The 20111-nt window shown below is 61.2% G+C and carries 22 protein-coding genes; all 22 read left to right on the top strand.

The window, feature by feature from the left end:
• Window positions 1–21 precede the first annotated feature (21 nt).
• On the top strand, window positions 22–369 hold the full coding sequence (locus tag C4J83_RS21660; RefSeq protein ID WP_106576461.1) for an Hpt domain-containing protein: 348 nt from the start codon (window positions 22–24) through the stop codon (window positions 367–369).
• Between the two features lie 87 nt (window positions 370–456).
• The gene (locus tag C4J83_RS21655) at window positions 457–1812 is read left to right on the top strand and encodes a flagellar hook-length control protein FliK (RefSeq protein ID WP_124418164.1); all 1356 of its coding nucleotides are present in this window, start codon (window positions 457–459) and stop codon (window positions 1810–1812) included.
• Between the two features lie 219 nt (window positions 1813–2031).
• Window positions 2032–2532: a flagellar basal body-associated protein FliL gene (gene fliL, locus C4J83_RS21650; RefSeq protein ID WP_106576463.1), complete on the top strand. Its 501-nt coding sequence runs from the start codon at window positions 2032–2034 to the stop codon at window positions 2530–2532.
• A gap of 9 nt (window positions 2533–2541) precedes the next feature.
• On the top strand, window positions 2542–3510 hold the full coding sequence (fliM, locus tag C4J83_RS21645) for a flagellar motor switch protein FliM (RefSeq protein ID WP_010166091.1): 969 nt from the start codon (window positions 2542–2544) through the stop codon (window positions 3508–3510).
• Window positions 3511–3544: 34 nt separating this feature from the next.
• On the top strand, window positions 3545–4012 hold the full coding sequence (fliN, locus tag C4J83_RS21640) for a flagellar motor switch protein FliN (RefSeq protein ID WP_057700902.1): 468 nt from the start codon (window positions 3545–3547) through the stop codon (window positions 4010–4012).
• A 1-nt stretch (window position 4013) separates the two neighbouring features.
• Complete coding sequence (fliO, locus tag C4J83_RS21635; RefSeq protein ID WP_106576464.1) at window positions 4014–4454, top strand: flagellar biosynthetic protein FliO; 441 nt, start codon at window positions 4014–4016, stop codon at window positions 4452–4454.
• The gene (gene fliP, locus C4J83_RS21630) at window positions 4454–5197 is read left to right on the top strand and encodes a flagellar type III secretion system pore protein FliP (protein WP_106576465.1); all 744 of its coding nucleotides are present in this window, start codon (window positions 4454–4456) and stop codon (window positions 5195–5197) included. The genes fliO and fliP overlap by 1 nt, the downstream gene beginning before the upstream one ends.
• Window positions 5198–5201: 4 nt before the next feature.
• Window positions 5202–5471, top strand: coding sequence for a flagellar biosynthesis protein FliQ (gene fliQ, locus C4J83_RS21625; protein WP_003214552.1), 270 nt, complete (start codon window positions 5202–5204; stop codon window positions 5469–5471).
• Window positions 5472–5475: 4 nt separating this feature from the next.
• The gene (gene fliR / locus C4J83_RS21620; protein ID WP_064453451.1) at window positions 5476–6261 is read left to right on the top strand and encodes a flagellar biosynthetic protein FliR; all 786 of its coding nucleotides are present in this window, start codon (window positions 5476–5478) and stop codon (window positions 6259–6261) included.
• 3 nt (window positions 6262–6264) lie between these two features.
• The gene (gene flhB / locus C4J83_RS21615) at window positions 6265–7401 is read left to right on the top strand and encodes a flagellar biosynthesis protein FlhB (RefSeq protein ID WP_106576466.1); all 1137 of its coding nucleotides are present in this window, start codon (window positions 6265–6267) and stop codon (window positions 7399–7401) included.
• A gap of 314 nt (window positions 7402–7715) precedes the next feature.
• Entirely contained in the window at window positions 7716–7916 is a 201-nt protein-coding gene (locus tag C4J83_RS21610) for a S1 domain-containing protein (protein WP_124418163.1), read from the top strand.
• A 42-nt stretch (window positions 7917–7958) separates the two neighbouring features.
• Window positions 7959–8162, top strand: coding sequence for a cold-shock protein (locus C4J83_RS21605; protein ID WP_124418162.1), 204 nt, complete (start codon window positions 7959–7961; stop codon window positions 8160–8162).
• Between the two features lie 402 nt (window positions 8163–8564).
• Window positions 8565–10679, top strand: a complete 2115-nt coding sequence (gene flhA, locus C4J83_RS21600) for a flagellar biosynthesis protein FlhA (RefSeq protein ID WP_124418907.1) — start codon at window positions 8565–8567, stop codon at window positions 10677–10679.
• An 11-nt stretch (window positions 10680–10690) separates the two neighbouring features.
• Complete coding sequence (gene flhF, locus C4J83_RS21595; protein ID WP_106576470.1) at window positions 10691–12007, top strand: flagellar biosynthesis GTPase FlhF; 1317 nt, start codon at window positions 10691–10693, stop codon at window positions 12005–12007.
• Between the two features lie 106 nt (window positions 12008–12113).
• Window positions 12114–12947 (top strand): flagellar synthesis regulator FleN, encoded by an 834-nt coding sequence (gene fleN / locus C4J83_RS21590; RefSeq protein ID WP_003192912.1) that lies wholly within the window; start codon window positions 12114–12116, stop codon window positions 12945–12947.
• Window positions 12944–13684: an RNA polymerase sigma factor FliA gene (gene fliA / locus C4J83_RS21585; protein ID WP_016973417.1), complete on the top strand. Its 741-nt coding sequence runs from the start codon at window positions 12944–12946 to the stop codon at window positions 13682–13684. The genes fleN and fliA overlap by 4 nt, the downstream gene beginning before the upstream one ends.
• 168 nt (window positions 13685–13852) lie before the next feature.
• The gene (locus C4J83_RS21580) at window positions 13853–14227 is read left to right on the top strand and encodes a chemotaxis response regulator CheY (RefSeq protein WP_005790040.1); all 375 of its coding nucleotides are present in this window, start codon (window positions 13853–13855) and stop codon (window positions 14225–14227) included.
• An 18-nt stretch (window positions 14228–14245) separates the two neighbouring features.
• Window positions 14246–15034 (top strand): protein phosphatase CheZ, encoded by a 789-nt coding sequence (locus C4J83_RS21575; protein WP_106576471.1) that lies wholly within the window; start codon window positions 14246–14248, stop codon window positions 15032–15034.
• Window positions 15035–15045: 11 nt separating this feature from the next.
• Window positions 15046–17250, top strand: a complete 2205-nt coding sequence (locus C4J83_RS21570; RefSeq protein ID WP_124418161.1) for a chemotaxis protein CheA — start codon at window positions 15046–15048, stop codon at window positions 17248–17250.
• Window positions 17251–17298: 48 nt separating this feature from the next.
• Window positions 17299–18420 carry a protein-glutamate methylesterase/protein-glutamine glutaminase gene (locus C4J83_RS21565; protein ID WP_106576473.1) on the top strand — a complete coding sequence of 374 codons (1122 nt, stop codon included), beginning with the start codon at window positions 17299–17301 and terminating at the stop codon, window positions 18418–18420.
• The gene (locus C4J83_RS21560) at window positions 18420–19160 is read left to right on the top strand and encodes a flagellar motor protein (RefSeq protein ID WP_005790033.1); all 741 of its coding nucleotides are present in this window, start codon (window positions 18420–18422) and stop codon (window positions 19158–19160) included. The genes C4J83_RS21565 and C4J83_RS21560 overlap by 1 nt, the downstream gene beginning before the upstream one ends.
• A 28-nt stretch (window positions 19161–19188) precedes the next feature.
• Complete coding sequence (motD, locus tag C4J83_RS21555; protein ID WP_106576474.1) at window positions 19189–20076, top strand: flagellar motor protein MotD; 888 nt, start codon at window positions 19189–19191, stop codon at window positions 20074–20076.
• Window positions 20077–20111 lie beyond the last annotated feature (35 nt).

Raw genomic sequence — 20111 nt, 5'->3', positions numbered from 1 at the left:
TCTTGATCAAGGAGCGAACAAGTGGCTGAGATTCATCTGGACCCCGATGTGTTGTCGGGTTTGCAGGAAGTGATGGAAGGCGAGTACCCGAAACTGCTGGATACCTTCCTTGACGATTCGCAGAAGCGTGTCGAAGCGTTGCGCAAGGCTCGCGACGATGCCAAGGCGCTGGGACGGATCGCGCATAGCTTCAAGGGCAGCAGCGGTAACCTGGGGGCGGTGCGGTTGGCAGAACTTTGCCGCCGGCTCGAAGACGGCTCTGCGCAACTGACACGCGTGGACCTGGATGAACTGGTAGACGAAATCGACCAGGAGTTCGCGCTGGTTCGGCCTTTGTACGAACACGAGCGTCAGCGTTTTCAGCTGTGATTGAGGGTTCGAGGTAAACCTGGCCCAACTCTTGCTCTACCTCTGGTTACTGCATCCCCGATCCCAGTGCAGTGGAGACCCTTACCTATGCCAGTCGCCCCCAATTCGCTTCTTCAGGCTGCCGCTGCGGCCAAGCCTCAAGCGCCGGCTGCCACCCCCTCGGTAGCGGCTGCGGACCCACGAGGCAAGGGCCCTGGCTTCGCGCAAGTGTTTGCAAACCAAAGCCCGAAACCGACGCTCAAGAGCGACGATGCCCCGGCCAAAGTCACGCGTGACAAGCCCTCGGACACCCCATCCAGGCCGGCTGCAGGCAACGATAAGCCTGCCGCCAGCAAGCCGGCCGTTGCCGATAGCGGCAATCCCTTGCCTGCCAAGCCGCCGGCCAAATCCGACGACAGCGCCAGCAATGAAGACGACAAAACCGCCGACCCGGCGGTGGCGCAGCAGCCTCCGGTTGATCCCGTGGTTGACCCGGCAGTGGTTGCCGCGGTCACACCGGTCCCCGTGCCGGTGCCGGTGCCGGTGGAAACGCCGGCACCTGTAGCCGCCAAGGACGACAAGGCCCAGCCAGTCGTCACGCCCGCTGTGGCAGCCACCGATGACGCCAAACAGCCGGCTTTCGACCCGGAGGCGGATCCGCTGGACGCGATGCCTGCCGTGCGCCTGGCGATGGAGCAGGGCGGTCACGTCTCGGCCAGTAGCCAGACGCCGCAGAAAACCGCACCGACCACCACGCAGGATCAGCCGACCGCTGCGCAGAGCTTTGCTGCGGGCCTGGCGACTATGGTCGATCAGCAAGCCACCAAGGACAGCACCGACCAGGGCGGCGACAAAGCCTTCAGCGGGCTGATCGAAGGTGGCCTCAAGGATTTGAAAGACGCCAGCAGCGACACCCGCGTGGATGATTTCGCCAACCGCCTCGCTGCACTGACCCAGGCCGCCACGCCGAAAACCGCGAATGCCTTGCCACCGGTTGCGAATGCGCCGCTGGCCATGCACCAGAGCGGCTGGACCGAGGAGGTGGTTAACCGCGTGATGTACCTGTCCAGTGCCAACCTCAAGTCGGCAGAAATTCAATTGCAGCCGGCAGAGTTGGGGCGCCTGGACATCAAGGTCAACATGACCGCGGACCAGCAGGCCCAAGTCACGTTCATGAGCGGTCACGCCGTGGTGCGTGAAGCACTGGAAAGCCAGTCCGGCCGTCTGCGCGAGATGTTTGCCCAGCAAGGCATGGGGCAGGTCGACGTCAACGTCTCGGATCAGTCGCGTGGGTGGCAGGGACAGGGCCAGGATCAACAGCAGCAGAACCAGGCGCGCGGCGTGAGTGGCAGCGGCGGGCGGGGTGATGGCGGGGATGCCGGTGATCACGCTGAGGTGGCGGCAGCGGTCGCGCCAGTGACCCAGACAGTGATCGGCTCCAGCGCCGTTGATTACTACGCCTGACCCCTGTTGGAACCCGACTAATGTGGGAGCTGGCTTGCCTGCGATGGTGGTGTATCAGTCACACAGATGTGAGCTGAGCCACCGCCATCGCAGGCAAGCCAGCTCCCACATTTGATATGGGGTGTTCGCGCTTACCGGGTTAGCTGACAACTCTGGCATAACACTTGCTCTTGCCTTTCCGTAGATCTATGAATCCCAGAATAGTGACGGATTATTGGCATGGCGAAGAGCGACGACGCAGCAACTCCCCCCGCAGGCAAAGGCAAGCTCAAGCTGATCCTGCTGATCGTGCTGGGCCTGCTCCTGGCCATCGGCGCCTCGATTGGCGGCACCTGGTTCATCATGCACAGCAGTGCAAGCAAGCCGGCACCCGCCGCCGAAACCGCCAGTAACGTCAAGCAACCGGCAATCTTCGAACCGATGCTGCCGGCCTTTGTTGCCAACTTCAATCAGAACGGCCGTCAACGCTACCTGCAGGTGAGCATCACCTTGCTGGCGCGTAACCAGGCGGACCTGGATGCGCTCAAAGTGCACATGCCGGTGATCCGCAACAACCTGGTGATGCTGTTCTCCGGGCAGAGCTTCGACAGCCTGGCGACCCCGGTCGGCCAGGAAATGCTGCGCCAGAAGGTCACTGCCAGCGTGCAGGAAGTGGCCCAGAAAGAGCTCGGCAAAGTCGTGGTCGAGCAGGCGCTCTTCACTAACTTCGTATTGCAGTAGGATCACGACATGGCCGTGCAAGACCTGCTGTCCCAGGATGAAATCGATGCGCTGTTGCATGGCGTTGACGATGGTCTGGTACAGACCGAAATGGCTGCCGAACCCGGCAGCGTCAAAAGTTATGACCTCACCAGCCAGGATCGCATCGTCCGTGGACGCATGCCGACGCTGGAAATGATCAACGAACGTTTCGCCCGCTACACCCGTATCAGCATGTTCAACATGCTGCGCCGTTCGGCGGACGTGGCGGTGGGCGGCGTGCAGGTGATGAAGTTCGGCGAGTACGTGCACTCGCTGTACGTGCCCACCAGCCTCAACCTGGTCAAGATCAAGCCGTTGCGCGGCACCGCGTTGTTCATCCTCGACGCCAAGCTGGTGTTCAAGCTGGTGGACAACTTCTTCGGCGGCGACGGCCGTCACGCCAAGATCGAAGGCCGTGAATTCACCCCGACCGAATTGCGTGTAGTGCGCATGGTGCTCGAGCAAGCCTTCATCGACTTGAAGGAAGCCTGGCAGGCGATCATGGAAGTCAACTTCGAGTACATCAACTCGGAAGTGAACCCGGCCATGGCCAACATCGTCGGCCCCAGCGAAGCCATTGTGGTCTCCACCTTCCACATCGAACTCGATGGCGGCGGCGGCGACCTGCACGTGACCATGCCGTACTCGATGATCGAGCCGGTGCGCGAAATGCTCGATGCCGGTTTCCAGTCCGACCTGGACGACCAGGACGAGCGTTGGGTCAAGGCCCTGCGCGAAGACCTGCTCGACGTCGACGTACCTCTGAGCGCCACTGTGGCCCGTCGCCAGCTACGTCTGCGGGATATTTTGCACATGCAGCCGGGGGACGTGATTCCCGTGGAATTGCCGGAAGAACTGATCATGCGTGCCAACGGCGTGCCGTCGTTCAAGGTCAAGCTGGGTTCGCACAAAGGCAACCTGGCGTTGCAAGTGATCGAACCGATCAACCGCCGCTGATCAACAATTATTTTTGCTTCGCCGAGGACATGTAATGGCTACCGAACACGAAAACACTTCCGCCGAAGACCAGGCCCTGGCTGACGAGTGGGCTGCAGCGCTGGAAGAAACCGGCGATGTCGGCCAGGACGATATCGACGCGCTGCTGGCCGCCGACGCTGCCACCGCGCCGGCCGGCAAGCGCCTGCCAATGGAAGAATTCGGCAGCGTGCCGAAGAACAACGACCCGGTGACCCTCGACGGTCCGAACCTGGATGTGATCCTCGACATCCCGGTGTCGATTTCCATGGAAGTGGGCAGCACCGAAATCAACATCCGCAACCTGTTGCAGCTCAACCAGGGTTCAGTGATCGAACTTGACCGCCTGGCCGGTGAGCCGCTGGACGTGCTGGTCAACGGCACCCTGATCGCCCACGGCGAAGTGGTGGTGGTCAACGAGAAGTTCGGCATCCGCCTGACGGACGTGATCAGCCCAAGCGAACGCATCAAGAAGTTGCGCTGATATGAAGTATTCGATGGCGGGACTGTTTCTGGCGCTGCCATTGAGCGCCCTGGCGGCTGAGCCGGTTGCTCAAGCGGCGGCTGCGGCCCCCGTGGTCAGCAGCGGCATCGGCGGGCAATTGACCCAGTTGGTGCTGGGCCTGTTGCTGGTGGTCGGTCTGATTTTCGTGCTGGCCTGGTTGATGCGCCGCGTGCAGCGTATCGGCCCGGGCAATGGCCAGGTCATCGAGATGATCGGCTCGCGCGCCCTCGGCCCGCGTGATCGTCTGGTGCTGGTGCAAGTCGGCGAAGAGCAGATTCTGCTCGGCATCACGCCTGGCCGTATCACCCCGTTGCATGTGCTCAAGTCGCCGGTGGAAGTGGCCAAGACCGAGGCCGCCACGCCAGAATTCGCCCAGCGCCTGATGGAGTTGCTGGGCAAGGATCAGAAGGATAAGAAGTAATGCGCGTTTTATTGACGCTCATGCTGTTGCTGGCCGCGCCACTGGCGTTTGCGGCCGACCCGTTGTCGATCCCGGCAATCACGCTGGGCACCAACGCCGCCGGCGCTCAGGAATACTCGGTCAGCCTGCAGATCCTGCTGATCATGACTGCGCTGAGTTTTATCCCGGCGTTTGTCATGCTGATGACCAGCTTTACGCGGATCATCATCGTCTTTTCGATTTTGCGTCAGGCCCTGGGCCTGCAGCAGACGCCGTCGAACCAGATCCTCACCGGCATGGCCTTGTTTTTGACGCTGTTCATCATGGCGCCGGTGTTCGACAAGGTGAACCAGCAAGCCCTGCAACCCTATCTGGCGGAAAAACTCAGCGCCCAGGATGCGATCGACAAGGCCCAGGGCCCGATCAAGGACTTCATGCTGTCGCAAACCCGCTCCAGCGACCTTGAGCTGTTCATGCGCTTGTCCAAGCGCACCGACATCGCCACGCCGGATCAGGCGCCGCTGACCATCCTGGTGCCGGCGTTTGTCACTTCCGAGCTCAAGACCGCGTTCCAGATTGGCTTCATGATCTTCATCCCGTTCCTGATCATCGACCTGGTGGTGGCGAGCGTGCTGATGGCCATGGGCATGATGATGCTCTCGCCACTGATTATTTCGTTGCCATTCAAGATCATGCTGTTTGTGCTGGTGGACGGCTGGGCGCTGATTATCGGCACGCTGGCCAGCAGTTTCGGCGGAGTGTAGCGCCATGACCCCAGAAGTAGCGGTCGACCTGTTCCGTGAAGCGCTGTGGCTGACCACCATGATGGTCGCCGTGCTGGTGGTGCCGAGCCTGTTGGTCGGCCTGCTGGTGGCGATGTTCCAGGCCGCGACCCAGATCAACGAACAAACCTTGAGCTTCCTCCCGCGGTTGCTGGTGATGCTGATCACCTTGATCGTCGCCGGCCCGTGGCTGGTGCAAACCTTCATGGAATACATCCTGCAGCTGTACGGCAGTATTCCGCAGTTGATCGGCTGACCGCATGCAATCTGTGCTGGCACTGACCGACACCCAGATCAGCACCTGGGTGGCGTCTTTCATCTTGCCGATGTTCCGCGTCACGGCGGTGCTGATGACCATGCCGGTGTTCGGCACCACCCTGGTTCCGCGGCGTATCCGCCTGTATTTCGCCTTTGCCATTACCGTCGTGATCGTGCCCGGCCTGCCGCCGATGCCGCCGGTGAATGCCCTCGATCTCAGTGCGTTGTTGCTGATTGCCGAGCAGATATTGATTGGCGCGCTGCTGGGCTTTTCGCTGACATTGTTCTTCCAGGCGTTTGTGATCGCCGGGCAAATCATCTCGATCCAGATGGGCATGGGCTTTGCGTCCATGGTCGACCCCACCAACGGCGTGTCGGTGGCGGTAATCGGGCAATTCCTGACCATGCTGGTGACCTTGCTGTTCCTGGCGATGAACGGCCACCTGGTGGTGTTTGAGGTCATGACCGAAAGCTTCACCACTTTGCCGGTGGGCTCGGGGTTGGTGGTCAGTCACTTCTGGGAACTGGTGGGGCGCCTGAGCTGGGTGTTGGGCGCGTCGCTGTTGCTGGTGTTGCCGGCGATCACCGCGCTGTTGGTGGTCAACATCGCGTTCGGCGTAATGACGCGCGCGGCGCCGCAACTGAACATTTTCTCGATTGGTTTCCCGCTGACCCTGGTGCTGGGTATGGGGATTTTCTGGATCGGCATGGCCGACATTCTCAATCAGTATCAACCGCTGGCGACCGACGCCCTGCAGTTCTTACGTGATCTGGCACGGGCACGTTGAGCCATGGCCGAGAGCGAGAGTGGTCAGGACAAAACAGAAGACCCCACGGAGAAACGCAAAAAGGACTCCAGGGAAAAGGGTGAGATTGCGCGCTCCAAAGAGCTCAATACCCTTGCAGTGATGCTGGCGGGCTCCGGTGGCCTGCTGATTTACGGCGGCGGGCTGGCGCTGGACATGATGGAGCTGATGAAGCTCAACTTCTCCTTGCCGCGTGAAGTGCTGCTCAGCCCCGGCGCCATGGGCCAGTACCTGCTGCACTCGGGCAAGATCGCGATTCTGGCGGTGCAGCCGGTGCTCATCACCTTGTTGCTGGCGGCGTTGATCGGGCCGGTGTCCCTCGGTGGCTGGCTGTTTGCTGCCGGCAGCATGGCGCCCAAGTTCAGCCGCATGAACCCCGGGCCTGGGCTCAAGCGCATGTTTTCCACCAAGGCGCTGGTGGAACTGCTCAAGGCGTTGGCCAAATTCATCCTGATTCTGTTTGTGGCGCTGACGGTGTTGTCGTCCGACATCGACGACTTGCTGCGCATCGCCCATGAGCCGCTGGAGTCGGCGATCATCCACAGCGTGCAGGTGGTGGGCTGGAGCGCGCTGTGGATGGCCTGCGGGCTGATCATCATTGCGGCGGTGGATGCGCCGATCCAGCTGTGGGAAAGCCACAAGAAACTGCTGATGACCAAGCAGGAAGTGCGCGACGAGCACAAGGACCAGGAAGGTCGCCCTGAGGTCAAGCAGCGCATTCGCCAGCTGCAGCGCGAAATGTCCCAACGCAAGATGATGGCCGCGGTGCCGGATGCCGATGTCGTCATCACCAACCCGACTCACTACGCCGTAGCCCTCAAGTACGACCCGGAGAAAGGCGGCGCGCCGATGCTGTTGGCCAAGGGCAGCGACTTTACGGCGCTGAAAATCCGCGAAATTGCCGTGGCCAACGACATCCTGTTGCTGGAGTCGCCGGAATTGGCGCGGTCGATCTTCTACTCCACCGACCTCGACCAGGAAATTCCGGCGGGCTTGTACCTGGCCGTGGCGCAGGTGTTGGCCTATGTCTATCAGATCCGCCAATACCGCGCGGGCAAGGGCAAGCGGCCTGACCCGCTCAAGGATCTGCCGATCCCGCCGGATTTGCGCCGCGATTCCTGATTCTGAATGGTTAGCGAGCGGCTTCTTGTGGCGAGCGGGCTTGCCCCGCGCTGGGCTGCGCAGCCGCCCCAATAGGCCACCGCATTCCCTCGGACCCACCGCAGCATCCGGTTTCAGGGCCGCTTCGCAGCCCCACGCGGGGCAAACCCGCTCGCTACAAAAACGTCTGCTCGCCACGATACGTTCGCCATCGGCTACCACTCGTCGTTAACCCCGTCTACCTGTCAACTCTGACAGTAGCCAGCGCCGCCTGCTCGCGGTTCCATGGCAGCACACTGCACACAGGTCGTTGTAGAGATGCAGGGGGAGCGGTAATGGAAGCGGTAACGGGCACGATCAAATCCTATAGCCGGAAAACCGGGGAAGGCTTGATTGCACTGGATGGCGGCGATGAGCCGGTGCACGTGGATCTCAAGAGTTCGTGCGGGGTTTGGTTGAGAAAGGGCCTGCGGGTGCAATTTGCGAGGATCCATCGGCCCAAGGGCGTCTTCGCGGCGCATATCAAGATTATCTAGCGACCCGTGCGGGTCATGGAACCCGATCCAAGGAGAGCGGCAATGGCAACAGGCACAGTGAAGTGGTTTAACGCGGAGAAGGGGTTTGGTTTCATTACTCAGGATGGGGGCGGGTCTGACGTGTTCGTTCACTTTTCGGCCATCGTCAGTGAAGGGTTCAAGACGCTTGAAGAAGGTAAAAAAGTAAAGTTCGACGTCGCTCAGGGGGCGAAAGGGCCGCAGGCTGAGCACGTTGAAATCCTTTAGGCACAGGTTTTGGGTGCTGATGCTGTCGGCGAGGGTGAAGAATACGGTGGGGGAGCGGTGTACGAAGACTAGAAAGCGAGTCTCCTAGGGACAACCTCAAAACCGTCTCGGAAATTCCCTCGATAGCTGCAGATGTACACAGATCCAAATGTGGGAGCGGGCTTGCTCGCGAAAGCGGTGTGTCATTCAGCAATGTTCAAGCTGAACCACCGCCTTCGCGAGCAAGCCCGCTCCCACATTTCTGAATCGATTGACACCCGGTAGGCGCGGTCGCTTGTTCGGTCATCTGAGCCTCAAAGCAAAAGTTGGAAGGCTTCTTGCAATACCGCCTTCAGGACGCGCTTCAGCGTCAAAACTTTGCTTCAAGGAACACGAGGAATACCGGTGGTAGATCGCTCTCAAATGCTCAACACGGCCCGTGGCACCCTGACTGATCTGTCGCGGGGCAACCTGGGTGTGCCGTTGTTGTTGCTGGTGATGCTGGCAATGATGATGTTGCCGATGCCGCCGTTCCTGCTCGACGTGTTTTTCACCTTCAACATTGCCCTGTCCGTCGTCGTGCTGCTGGTCTGCGTGTACGCCCTGCGGCCGCTGGATTTCGCGGTATTCCCCACCATCCTGCTGATTGCGACCCTGCTGCGCCTGGCGCTGAACGTGGCGTCCACGCGGGTGGTGATGCTCCACGGCCAGGACGGCCATGCCGCCGCCGGTAAGGTGATCCAGGCGTTCGGTGAAGTGGTGATCGGCGGTAACTACGTGGTCGGTATCGTGGTGTTCGCGATCCTGATGATCATCAACTTCGTGGTGGTGACCAAGGGTGCCGGGCGGATTTCCGAGGTGAGCGCGCGCTTTACCCTCGACGCGATGCCCGGCAAACAAATGGCGATCGACGCCGACCTCAACGCCGGCCTGATCGACCAGGGCCAGGCCAAGGCCCGTCGTCTGGAAGTGGCGCAGGAAGCCGAGTTCTACGGTTCCATGGACGGCGCGAGCAAATTCGTGCGCGGTGACGCCATCGCCGGCCTGTTGATTCTGTTCATCAACCTGATCGGCGGCATGGCCGTCGGTATCTTCCAGCACGGCATGACCTTCGGCGATGCGGGCAAGGTGTACGCCTTGCTGACCATCGGTGACGGTTTAGTGGCGCAATTGCCATCACTGTTGTTATCCACAGCCGCCGCGATCATGGTGACCCGTGCTTCGGGCTCCGAAGACATGGGCAAACAGATCAGCCGCCAGATGTTTGCCTCGCCCAAGGCGCTGGCCGTGGCCGCCGGCATCATGGCGATCATGGGTATCGTGCCGGGCATGCCGCATATCTCGTTCCTGAGCATGGCGGCCATGGCCGCTGGCGGCGCGTACCTGTTCTGGCGCAAGCAAAACCTGGTCAAGGTGCAGGCCCAGCAGGAAATCGCCCGTCAGCAGGACCTGCTGCCGTCGCCGGCCCGCGCCCAGGAAACCAAGGAGCTGGGCTGGGATGACGTGACCCCGATCGACATGATCGGCCTGGAAGTCGGCTACCGCCTGATTCCGCTGGTGGACCGCAACCAGGGCGGCCAATTGCTGGCGCGGATCAAGGGCGTGCGCAAGAAGCTGTCGCAGGACCTGGGCTTCCTGATGCCCACCGTACACATCCGCGACAACCTCGACCTGGCGCCCAGCGCTTACCGCCTGACCCTGATGGGCGTGATCCTCGCCGAAGCAGAGATTTACCCCGACCGCGAACTGGCGATCAACCCCGGCCAGGTGTTCGGCACGCTCAACGGCATCACCGCCAAAGATCCGGCTTTTGGCCTGGAAGCGGTGTGGATCGAAGTCAGCCAGCGCAGCCAGGCGCAATCGCTGGGTTACACCGTGGTAGACGCCAGCACGGTGGTCGCCACGCACCTCAATCAGATTCTGTACAAGCACTCCCACGAGTTGATCGGCCACGAGGAAGTCCAGCAATTGATGGGTTTGCTGGCCAAAGCCTCGCCAAAGCTGGCCGAAGAACTGGTGCCGGGCGTGCTCTCGCTGTCGCAATTGCTCAAGGTGTTGCAGGCCTTGCTCGCTGAACAGGTGCCGGTACGCGACATTCGCAGCATCGCCGAGGCCATCGCGAACAACGCCTCCAAGAGTCAAGATACCGCCGCGTTGGTGGCGGCGGTGCGGGTCGGATTGTCCCGTGCAATCGTGCAAAGCATTGTAGGGATTGAGTCTGAGCTGCCTGTGATCACCTTGGAGCCAAGGTTGGAACAAATATTGCTCAATAGTATTCAGAAGGCAGGACAAGGCCAGGAAGAGGGCGTTCTGCTGGAGCCAAGCATGGCGGAAAAACTGCAGCGTTCATTGATTGAAGCCGCGCAGCGCCAGGAAATGGCGGGTCACCCGGTGATTCTGCTGGTGGCGGGCCCGGTCCGCGCGATGTTGTCGCGGTTTGGACGTCTGGCAGTGCCGAATTTGCACGTTTTGGCTTATCAGGAAATTCCTGACAACAAGCAAGTGACTATTGTCGCGACAGTAGGGCCCAACGGCTGAGGTAGTGGGTTATGCAAGTTAAGCGTTTTTTCGCCGCCGATATGCGTCAGGCCATGAAACTGGTACGTGATGAGCTGGGCGCCGATGCCGCGATTATCGGAAACCGTCGTATTGCCGGCGGTGTCGAGCTGACGGCTGCCCTGGATTACACCCCCTCGGCGCTGGCGCCGCGTGTGCCGAACATGGAGCTCGAAGACGAGCTGCGCAAGACGGCCTCGCGGATTGTCTCGGCCCAGGCTGAATTGAGCATGCGTGGCGACAGCGATGCCAGCACCAACCGCCAGTTGTTCGCCGGCCTGCCGCTGACCGCTGCCGAGCCGCTGGTTGAACCGACCTTCAAAGAACCGCCACGTCCTGCAGCGCCGGCCCCGGCTGCCGCAGTCGACCAGCGCGTGTTCGACTCGATGCGCTTTGAACTCAACGGCCTGCGTGAGCTGCTCGAAGTGCAGCTGGGCTCGCTGGCGTGGAACCAGTTGCAAGGCAGCAAGCCGCAACAAGCCAACCTGTGGCGTCGCCTGCAACGCATTGGTCTGTCTGGCCCGTTGTCCCGCGACCTGCTGGCGCTGACCGCCGAAGTTGAAGAACCACGCCAGGCCTGGCGCATGTTGCTGGCGCACCTGGCACGCATGATCGTCACCCCGGAAATCGAACCCCTGGAAGAGGGCGGTGTGATTGCCATGGTCGGCCCGGCCGGCATGGGCAAGACCACCACCCTGGCCAAGCTGGCAGCGCGTTATGTGCTCAAGTACGGCGCGCAGAATATCGCGCTGGTGAGCATGGACAGCTACCGCATTGGCGCCCAGGAGCAGCTCAAGACCCTGGGCCGCATCCTCAATGTGACAGTGACCCACGTTGACCCGGGCCAGTCGCTGGCCAATGCCCTCGATCCGCTGCTGCGCAAGCGCGTGGTGCTGATCGACACCGCCGGCCTGCAAGCCAGTGACCCGGCGCTGCGCATGCAGCTCGAAAGCCTGGCCGGGCGCGGCATCAAGTCAAAAAATTACCTGGTGCTTGCAACCACCAGCCAGAAACAGGTTCTTACCGCTGCATATCACAGCTACAAGCGTTGCGGCCTGGCCGGTTGCATCCTCACCAAGCTCGATGAAACCGCGAGCCTGGGTGAAGTGCTGAGCCTGGCCATCAGTCATGAATTACCGGTCGCCTACCTGACCGACGGGCCGCGGATCCCGGATGATCTCCATCTGCCGCGCCGTCATCAGTTGGTCAGCCGTGCTGTCAGCGTGCAAATGCAAGAAGAGCCTAGCGAGGAAGCGATGGCCGATATGTTCGCCGACCTTTACCACAACCCCGCCAAACGGGTCGGTTAAGGCCAGGATGAACACCATGAAATGTATCTACATCGATGGTCTGCAAGCGATTCACGCGGCCAAGCCATGTAGCCTGCGTCTAAGCAAGACAAGGTAAAGAAATAAAATGGGCAGCATGCATCCCGTACAGGTGATCGCGGTGACCGGCGGCAAAGGTGGCGTCGGGAAAACTAACGTGTCAGTGAATTTGTCCCTGGCCCTGGCAGAGCTTGGCCGTCGCGTCATGCTGCTGGATGCTGACCTGGGCCTGGCGAACGTCGACGTTCTGCTGGGGCTGACACCCAAACACACCCTTGCCGATGTGATCGAGGGCCGCTGCGAGCTGCGCGATGTGCTGCTGCAAGGCCCCGGTGGCATTCGCATCGTGCCGGCCGCCTCGGGCACCCAGAGCATGGTGCACCTGAGCCCGGCGCAGCACGCCGGCCTGATCCAGGCGTTCAGCGATATCGGCGATAACCTCGACGTGCTGGTGATCGACACCGCCGCCGGCATCGGCGAGTCCGTGGTCAGCTTCGTGCGCGCCGCCCAGGAAGTGCTGCTGGTGGTCTGCGACGAACCCACCTCGATCACCGACGCCTATGCGCTGATCAAACTGCTTAACCGTGACTACGGCATGAACCGCTTCCGCGTGCTGGCCAACATGGCCCAAAGCCCGCAGGAAGGGCGCAACCTGTTCGCCAAGTTGACCAAGGTCACGGATCGCTTCCTGGATGTCGCCTTACAATATGTAGGCGCAGTTCCCTATGACGAGTGTGTACGCAAGGCTGTGCAAAAGCAGCGTGCGGTCTACGAAGCGTTCCCTCGTTCGAAGTGCGCACTGGCGTTCAAGGCTATTGCCCAGAAGGTCGATACTTGGCCGTTGCCCGCCAACCCTCGGGGGCATCTGGAGTTTTTCGTCGAGCGATTGGTGCATCAGACGAGCGCAGGACCGGTGCTATGACATCCAGCGGCTACAACCTTTACAAAAAGTCGGCACGTGACAGCCAGGGCGAATTGATCGAGCGCTATGCGCCCCTGGTCAAGCGCATTGCCTATCACTTGCTGGCACGCCTGCCGGCCAGCGTGCAGGTCGAAGACCTGATCCAGGCCGGCATGATCGGTCTGCTCGAAGTGTCGACCAAATACGACGCGAGCAAAGGCGCGAGTTTCGAGACGTATGCGGGTATCCGTATCCGTGGCGCGATGCTCGATGAAGTGCGTAAAGGGGATTGGGCGCCGCGTTCGGTACACCGCAATACGCGCATGGTCAGTGACGCAATTCGCGCAATTGAAGCAAAAACCGGTCGTGACGCTAAAGATCATGAAGTTGCGGCCGAACTCCAATTGAGTCTCGACGATTACTACGGGATTTTGAACGATACCTTGGGCAGCCGCCTGTTCAGTTTCGACGACCTGTTGCAGGACGGCGAACACGAAGGGCTGCACGAGGACGGCGCGAGTGCTCATCTCGAACCGTCACGCGACCTGGAGGACGAACGTTTCCAGGGTGCGCTGGCGGAAGCGATTGCCAATTTGCCGGAGCGTGAGCGACTGGTGTTGGCGCTGTACTACGACGAAGAGCTGAACCTCAAGGAAATCGGTGAGGTCCTGGGGGTCAGCGAATCGCGTGTCAGCCAGTTGCACAGCCAGTGCGCAGCCCGCTTGCGGGGGCGATTGGGAGAGTGGCGCGCGCGCTGACAGGCAGTGTGGGGACACTGCAGACGCTACCGCGAAGGCTTCATGCCTTCGCGGGTTCGTACCGTGGTGCCCTGGGCAGTCCTTTTTGTGTAGCGCCTGTTGATTGAAATGGCGCGTCCAGGTGCTGGGCGCGTTTAAGACTGCTTGGAGGTCGAATTGGACAAGAACATGAAAATCCTCATCGTTGATGACTTCTCAACGATGCGGCGGATCATAAAAAACCTGTTGCGTGACCTTGGGTTCACCAACACGGTCGAGGCGGATGACGGCATTACGGCGATTCCGATCCTCAACAGCGGGAGCATCGACTTTCTGGTAACCGACTGGAACATGCCGGGCATGACCGGTATCGACTTGCTGCGTCACGTGCGCGCCGATGAAAAACTGCGCAGCCTGCCTGTGTTGATGGTGACCGCCGAAGCCAAGCGTGAGCAGATCATCGAAGCCGCCCAAGCCGGGGTAAACGGCTACGTGGTCAAGCCATTCACTGCACTGGCCTTGAAAGAGAAGATCGAAAAAATCTTCGAACGCATCGGTCATTGATGCTGCCACGGGGGAGCTATGGAGCATAAAGAAACGTCACAGGGCGACTTTGAGTCGACCCTGAAAAAGCATGCTCACCAGTTGGTCGAAAGCCTTGAAAAAGGCCAGTTCGGCGACGCGGTGCAGTTAATCCATGAGCTTAACCAGACCCGTGACCGCGGCCTGTACCAGGAAGTGGGCAAGCTCACACGCGAGCTGCACAGTGCGATCGTCAATTTTCAGATTGACCCGCACATGCCCCAGGCCGAAGAAATTTCGCAAATCACCGATGCCACCGAACGCCTGTCCTATGTGGTCAGGCTGACTGAGGCGGCGGCCAACCGCACCATGGACCTGGTGGAAAACGCCACGCCGCTGGTCAATGGCATGGCCACCGAAGCTCAGGCGCTCAGCGTTGACTGGGGCCGCTTCATGCGTCGTGAAGTGGGGGCTGAAGAGTTTCGTGAGTTGGCGCGTCGGGTTGACGCTTTTCTGTCACGCAGCGAGCAGGAAAACCGCACGGTTTCCAGCAACCTCAATGACATTCTGCTGGCCCAGGATTACCAGGACCTCACCGGTCAGGTGATCAAGCGCGTGACCCAATTGGTCACCGAAGTGGAAAGCAACCTGCTCAAACTGGTGCTCATGGCCGGCCAGGTAGACCGTTTTGCCGGCATCGAACATGACCGCGAAGCGATCCTCTCGGAAAAAGATCCACAAAAACATCTCGCCAAGGGTGAAGGTCCGCAGATTCATGCCGATAAACGTGAAGACGTTATGTCAGGTCAGGATGACGTAGATGACCTGTTATCCAGTTTAGGCTTCTAAGGAGCACCCACATGAGCTTCGGCGCCGATGAAGAAATCCTTCAGGATTTCCTTGTAGAGGCCGGCGAAATTTTAGAGCAACTGTCCGAGCAACTGGTCGAGCTGGAAAGCCGACCGGATGATGCGAACCTGCTCAATGCAATTTTTCGCGGTTTTCACACTGTAAAAGGGGGCGCCGGCTTCCTCCAGCTCCATGAGCTGGTGGAGTGCTGTCACATCGCCGAGAACGTGTTCGACATCCTGCGCAAGGGTGAGCGGCACGTCGACTCGGAACTGATGGACGTGATTCTCGAAGCACTGGATGCGGTCAACGGCATGTTCAGCGAAGTGCGCGAACGTGCACCGATCACTGCGGCCACGCCGGAACTGCTGGCGGCCCTGGCACGCCTGGCAGAACCGGCCACGTCGGCGGCACCTGTGGCAGCGGCGCCTGAGCCGGCTGTCGAGGCTGAGCCGGATGTGACCGACAGCGAGTTCGAGCAGTTGCTCAACTCCCTCAGTGCGGTGAAGGCCGAAGCTGAAGCACCGCAAGCGCCCATTGCGCCTGCGGCGCCGACCAGCGAAGACATTACCGACGCCGAGTTCGAGTCCCTGCTTGACCAGTTGCATGGCAAGGGCCAGTTTGCCGCCGACGCCGTGGCACCTGCCGCTGCGCCGCAGGCACCAGCGGCGTCTGCCAACACCGACATTACCGACGACGAATTCGAAGCGTTGCTCGACCAGTTGCATGGCAAGGGCACCTTTGCGGCCGAAGCCTTGCCGGAAGTCGCGGCCACCGCCGCCGCACCTGCTGCCACGGCAGCACCGGCTGGCGACGGGCTGATCTCCGATCACGAATTCGAAGCCTTGCTGGATGAATTGCACGGCAAAGGCAAGTTCACCGAAGTGGCCCCGGCCGCCGCGGCGACTGCCACCCCGGTAGCCGCGAAACCTGCCCCAGCCAAAGCCGCCGCACCGGCCGCCGCCAAACCCGCTCCGGCCCCCGCAGCCGCCCCGGCGCCTGCACGGGCTGCCGCGGCGCCAGTGGCCGAGAAGCCTGCCAGTGAAGCCGAAACCACCGTACGGGTTGATACCGCACGCCTGGACGACATCATGAACATGGTCGGCGAACTGGTGCTGGTGCGTAACCGTCTGGTGCGCCTGGGCCTGAACAGCGGCGATGAAGCCATGCAAAAGGCCGTGTCGAACCTCGACGTGGTCACCGCTGACTTGCAGACCGCCGTGATGAAAACGCGGATGCAGCCGATCAAGAAAGTCTTCGGCCGCTTCCCACGCCTGGTTCGCGACCTGGCTCGTCAGCTCAAGAAAGAAATCAACCTGGAACTGGTGGGTGAAGAAACCGACCTCGACAAAAACCTGGTCGAGGCCCTGGCCGACCCGCTGGTCCACTTGGTGCGCAACGCCGTCGACCACGGCGTCGAAACGCCGGAAGAGCGCGAAGCCGCGGGCAAGTCCCGCAATGGCAAGGTGATTCTGGCGGCCGAGCAAGAAGGCGACCATATCCTGCTGTCGATCACCGATGACGGCAAAGGCATGGACCCGACGATTCTGCGCAATATCGCGGTCAAGCGTGGCGTGATGGACAAGGACGCCGCCGACCGCCTGACCGACACCGAGTGCTACAACCTGATCTTCGCCCCGGGCTTCTCGACCAAGACCGAGATTTCCGACGTGTCCGGCCGTGGCGTGGGCATGGACGTGGTGAAGACCAAGATCAGCCAGCTCAATGGTTCGATCAATATCTACTCGACCAAGGGCCAAGGCTCGAAGATCGTCATCAAGGTGCCGTTGACCCTGGCGATCATGCCAACCCTGATGGTGATGCTGGGCAACCAGGCGTTCGCCTTCCCGCTGGTCAACGTCAACGAGATCTTCCACCTCGACCTGTCGCGCACCAACGTGGTGGACGGCCAGGAAGTGGTGATCGTGCGCGACAAGGCATTGCCCCTGTTCTACCTCAAGCGCTGGCTGGTGGCTTCGGCCAAGCATGAAGAGCAGCGCGAAGGCCATGTGGTGATCTTGTCCGTGGGCACCCAGCGCATCGGCTTTGTTGTCGATCAACTGGTTGGCCAGGAAGAAGTGGTCATCAAGCCTTTGGGCAAAATGCTGCAGGGAACCCCGGGCATGTCGGGTGCGACCATCACCGGTGACGGTCGGATCGCGCTGATTCTCGATGTTCCGAGCATGCTCAAGCGTTACGCCGCACGGCGTATTTGATTCTGGTGGGGCAGGGCGGTAATGCCCGCCCCGCCTAACGGAGTGTTTATGGCAGTCAAGGTCCTGGTGGTGGACGATTCGGGTTTCTTCCGCCGCCGCGTCTCGGAAATTCTTTCCGCCGATCCAACGATTCAGGTGGTCGGCACGGCCACCAACGGCAAAGAAGCGATTGATCAAGCCATTGCGTTGAAGCCGGACGTGATCACCATGGACTACGAGATGCCGATGATGGATGGCATCACGGCTGTTCGGCACATCATGCAGCGCTGCCCGACTCCGGTGTTGATGTTCTCCTCGCTGACGCACGAAGGCGCCCGGGTCACCCTGGATGCGCTGGACGCGGGTGCCGTGGACTTCCTGCCGAAGAATTTCGAAGACATCTCGCGCAACCCCGAGAAGGTCAAGCAGATGCTGTGCGAGAAGGTGCACAGCATTTCGCGCAGTAACCGTCGCAGCTTGTTCAGTGCGCCGGCGCCGGCGCCGGTGGCAGCGCCTGCTGCGCCGACGTCGTCATTCGCGCGCCCGGCCCCTGCGCCCGTGGCACGCCCTGCGGCGCCGCCGGTGCGCGCCGCTGCACCGAGCGCGCATTCGCCTGCGCCCAAGCGCAAAGCCTACAAGCTTGTCGCTATCGGCACCTCTACCGGCGGCCCGGTGGCCTTGCAGCGGGTCTTGACCCAACTGCCGGCCAACTTCCCTGCGCCGATCGTGCTGATCCAGCACATGCCCGCGGCTTTTACCAAAGCGTTCGCCGAGCGCCTGGACAAGCTGTGCCGCATCAGCGTCAAGGAAGCCGAGGATGGCGACATCCTGCGTCCTGGCCTGGCGCTGCTGGCCCCGGGTGGCAAGCAGATGATGGTCGATGGCCGTGGCGCGATCAAAATCCTGCCGGGGGACGAGCGCCTCAACTACAAGCCGTGCGTGGACATCACCTTCGGCTCGGCGGCCAAGTCCTACGGCGACAAAGTTCTGGCGGTGGTGCTCACCGGCATGGGCGCCGACGGCCGTGAAGGCGCACGCCTGCTCAAGCAGGGCGGCAGCGCCATTTGGGCCCAGGACGAAGCCAGTTGCGTGATTTATGGCATGCCCATGGCCATCGTCAAGGCTGACCTGGCCGACGCCGTTTACAGCCTGGACGACATCGGCAAGCATCTGGTGGAGGCCTGCCTCTGATGGATGTCTTGAGCCTGATTGGCATCACCATGGCGTTTGTCGCGATTATCGGCGGCAACTACCTTGAAGGCGGCCACCTTGGCGCCTTGGCCAACGGCCCGGCGGCACTGATCGTGATCGGCGGCACCGTGGGCGCCGCGTTGCTGCAGTCGCCCCTGAGTTCGTTCAAGCGCGCCATGCAGATTCTGGTGTGGATCATTTTCCCGCCACGCGTCGACCTGCCAGGCGGTATCGACCGCGTGGTCAACTGGAGCCTCACCGCGCGCAAGGAAGGCCTGCTGGGCCTGGAAGGCGTGGCCGATGCCGAGCCCGACAGCTACGCGCGCAAAGGCCTGCAATTGCTGGTGGACGGCGCCGAACCGGAGGCGATCCGCAGCATCCTCGAGGTGGATTTCTACACCCAGGAAAGCCGCGACATCAACGCCGCCAAAGTCTTTGAAAGCATGGGCGGCTACGCGCCGACCATCGGCATCATCGGTGCGGTGATGGGTTTGATCCACGTGATGGGCAACCTGGCCGACCCGTCGCAGCTGGGCAGCGGCATTGCCGTGGCGTTTGTCGCCACCATCTACGGCGTGGCGAGTGCCAACCTGGTGTTGCTGCCGGTGGCGAGCAAGCTCAAGTCGATTGCCATGCGCCAGTCGCGTTACCGCGAAATGTTGTTGGAAGGCATCTTGTCGATTGCCGAGGGTGAGAACCCGCGCTCCATCGAATTGAAGCTTCAGGGCTTCATGGATTGATGGGCATGCTTTGTGTAGGAGGGAGTTTGTGAGCCGTCGCCGCCGCGAGCCTGAAGAGCACGTCAACCATGAACGCTGGCTGGTGTCCTACGCCGACTTCATTACCTTGCTGTTCGCGTTTTTCGTGGTGATGTACTCCATCTCCTCGATCAACGAAGGCAAGTACAAAGTCATTTCCCAGGCGCTGATCGGCGTGTTCAACGACGCCGACCGTGCCCTCAAGCCGATCCCCATTGGCGAAGAGCGGCCCAAGACCGTGACCCCGGCCAAGCCGCTGGTCAATGACAGCGACGAAACCGCCGCCGGCATCGGTGGCACCAGTGACCCGCTCAAAAGCATTGCCGACGACATCAGCGCTGCGTTTGGCGACCTGATCAAATCCAACCAGATGACCGTGCGCGGCAACGAGTTGTGGGTGGAAATCGAATTGAACTCCAGCCTGCTGTTCGCCAGCGCCGATGCGATGCCGAGCGACCAGGCCTTCACCATCATCGACAAGGTGGCGGCGATCCTCAAACCGTTTGAAAACCCGATCCACGTGGAAGGCTTTACCGACAATTTCCCGATTGCCACCGCGCAGTACCCGACCAACTGGGAACTGTCCTCGGCGCGCGCCGCGAGCATCGTGCGCATGCTCGCGATGCAGGGCGTGAACCCTGGCCGGCTGGCGTCGGTGGGCTACGGTGAATTCCAGCCGGTGGCCAATAACGCCACTGCCGAAGGCCGCGCGCGCAACCGTCGTGTGGTGCTGGTGGTGTCGCGCAACCTGGATGTACGCCGCAGCCTGACCGGCACCGGCACAGCCAATGCAACACCGGATGCGGCACTGAAGCGGGCTGGCACACAAACTGCACCGCCAACCGTTAAGCCGTCGGTTCGTCAGAGCGCCGTCAATTCTCCGTCACCGGCTCAATAACTTATGCAATGTCTCGGTCGCGCCATCGCCTGCCG

Origin of the sequence: Pseudomonas sp. LBUM920 (assembly GCF_003852315.1) — a bacterium.
In the GTDB taxonomy this organism is placed as follows: domain Bacteria; phylum Pseudomonadota; class Gammaproteobacteria; order Pseudomonadales; family Pseudomonadaceae; genus Aquipseudomonas.
This window is presented reverse-complemented; position numbering and strand designations above follow the sequence as displayed.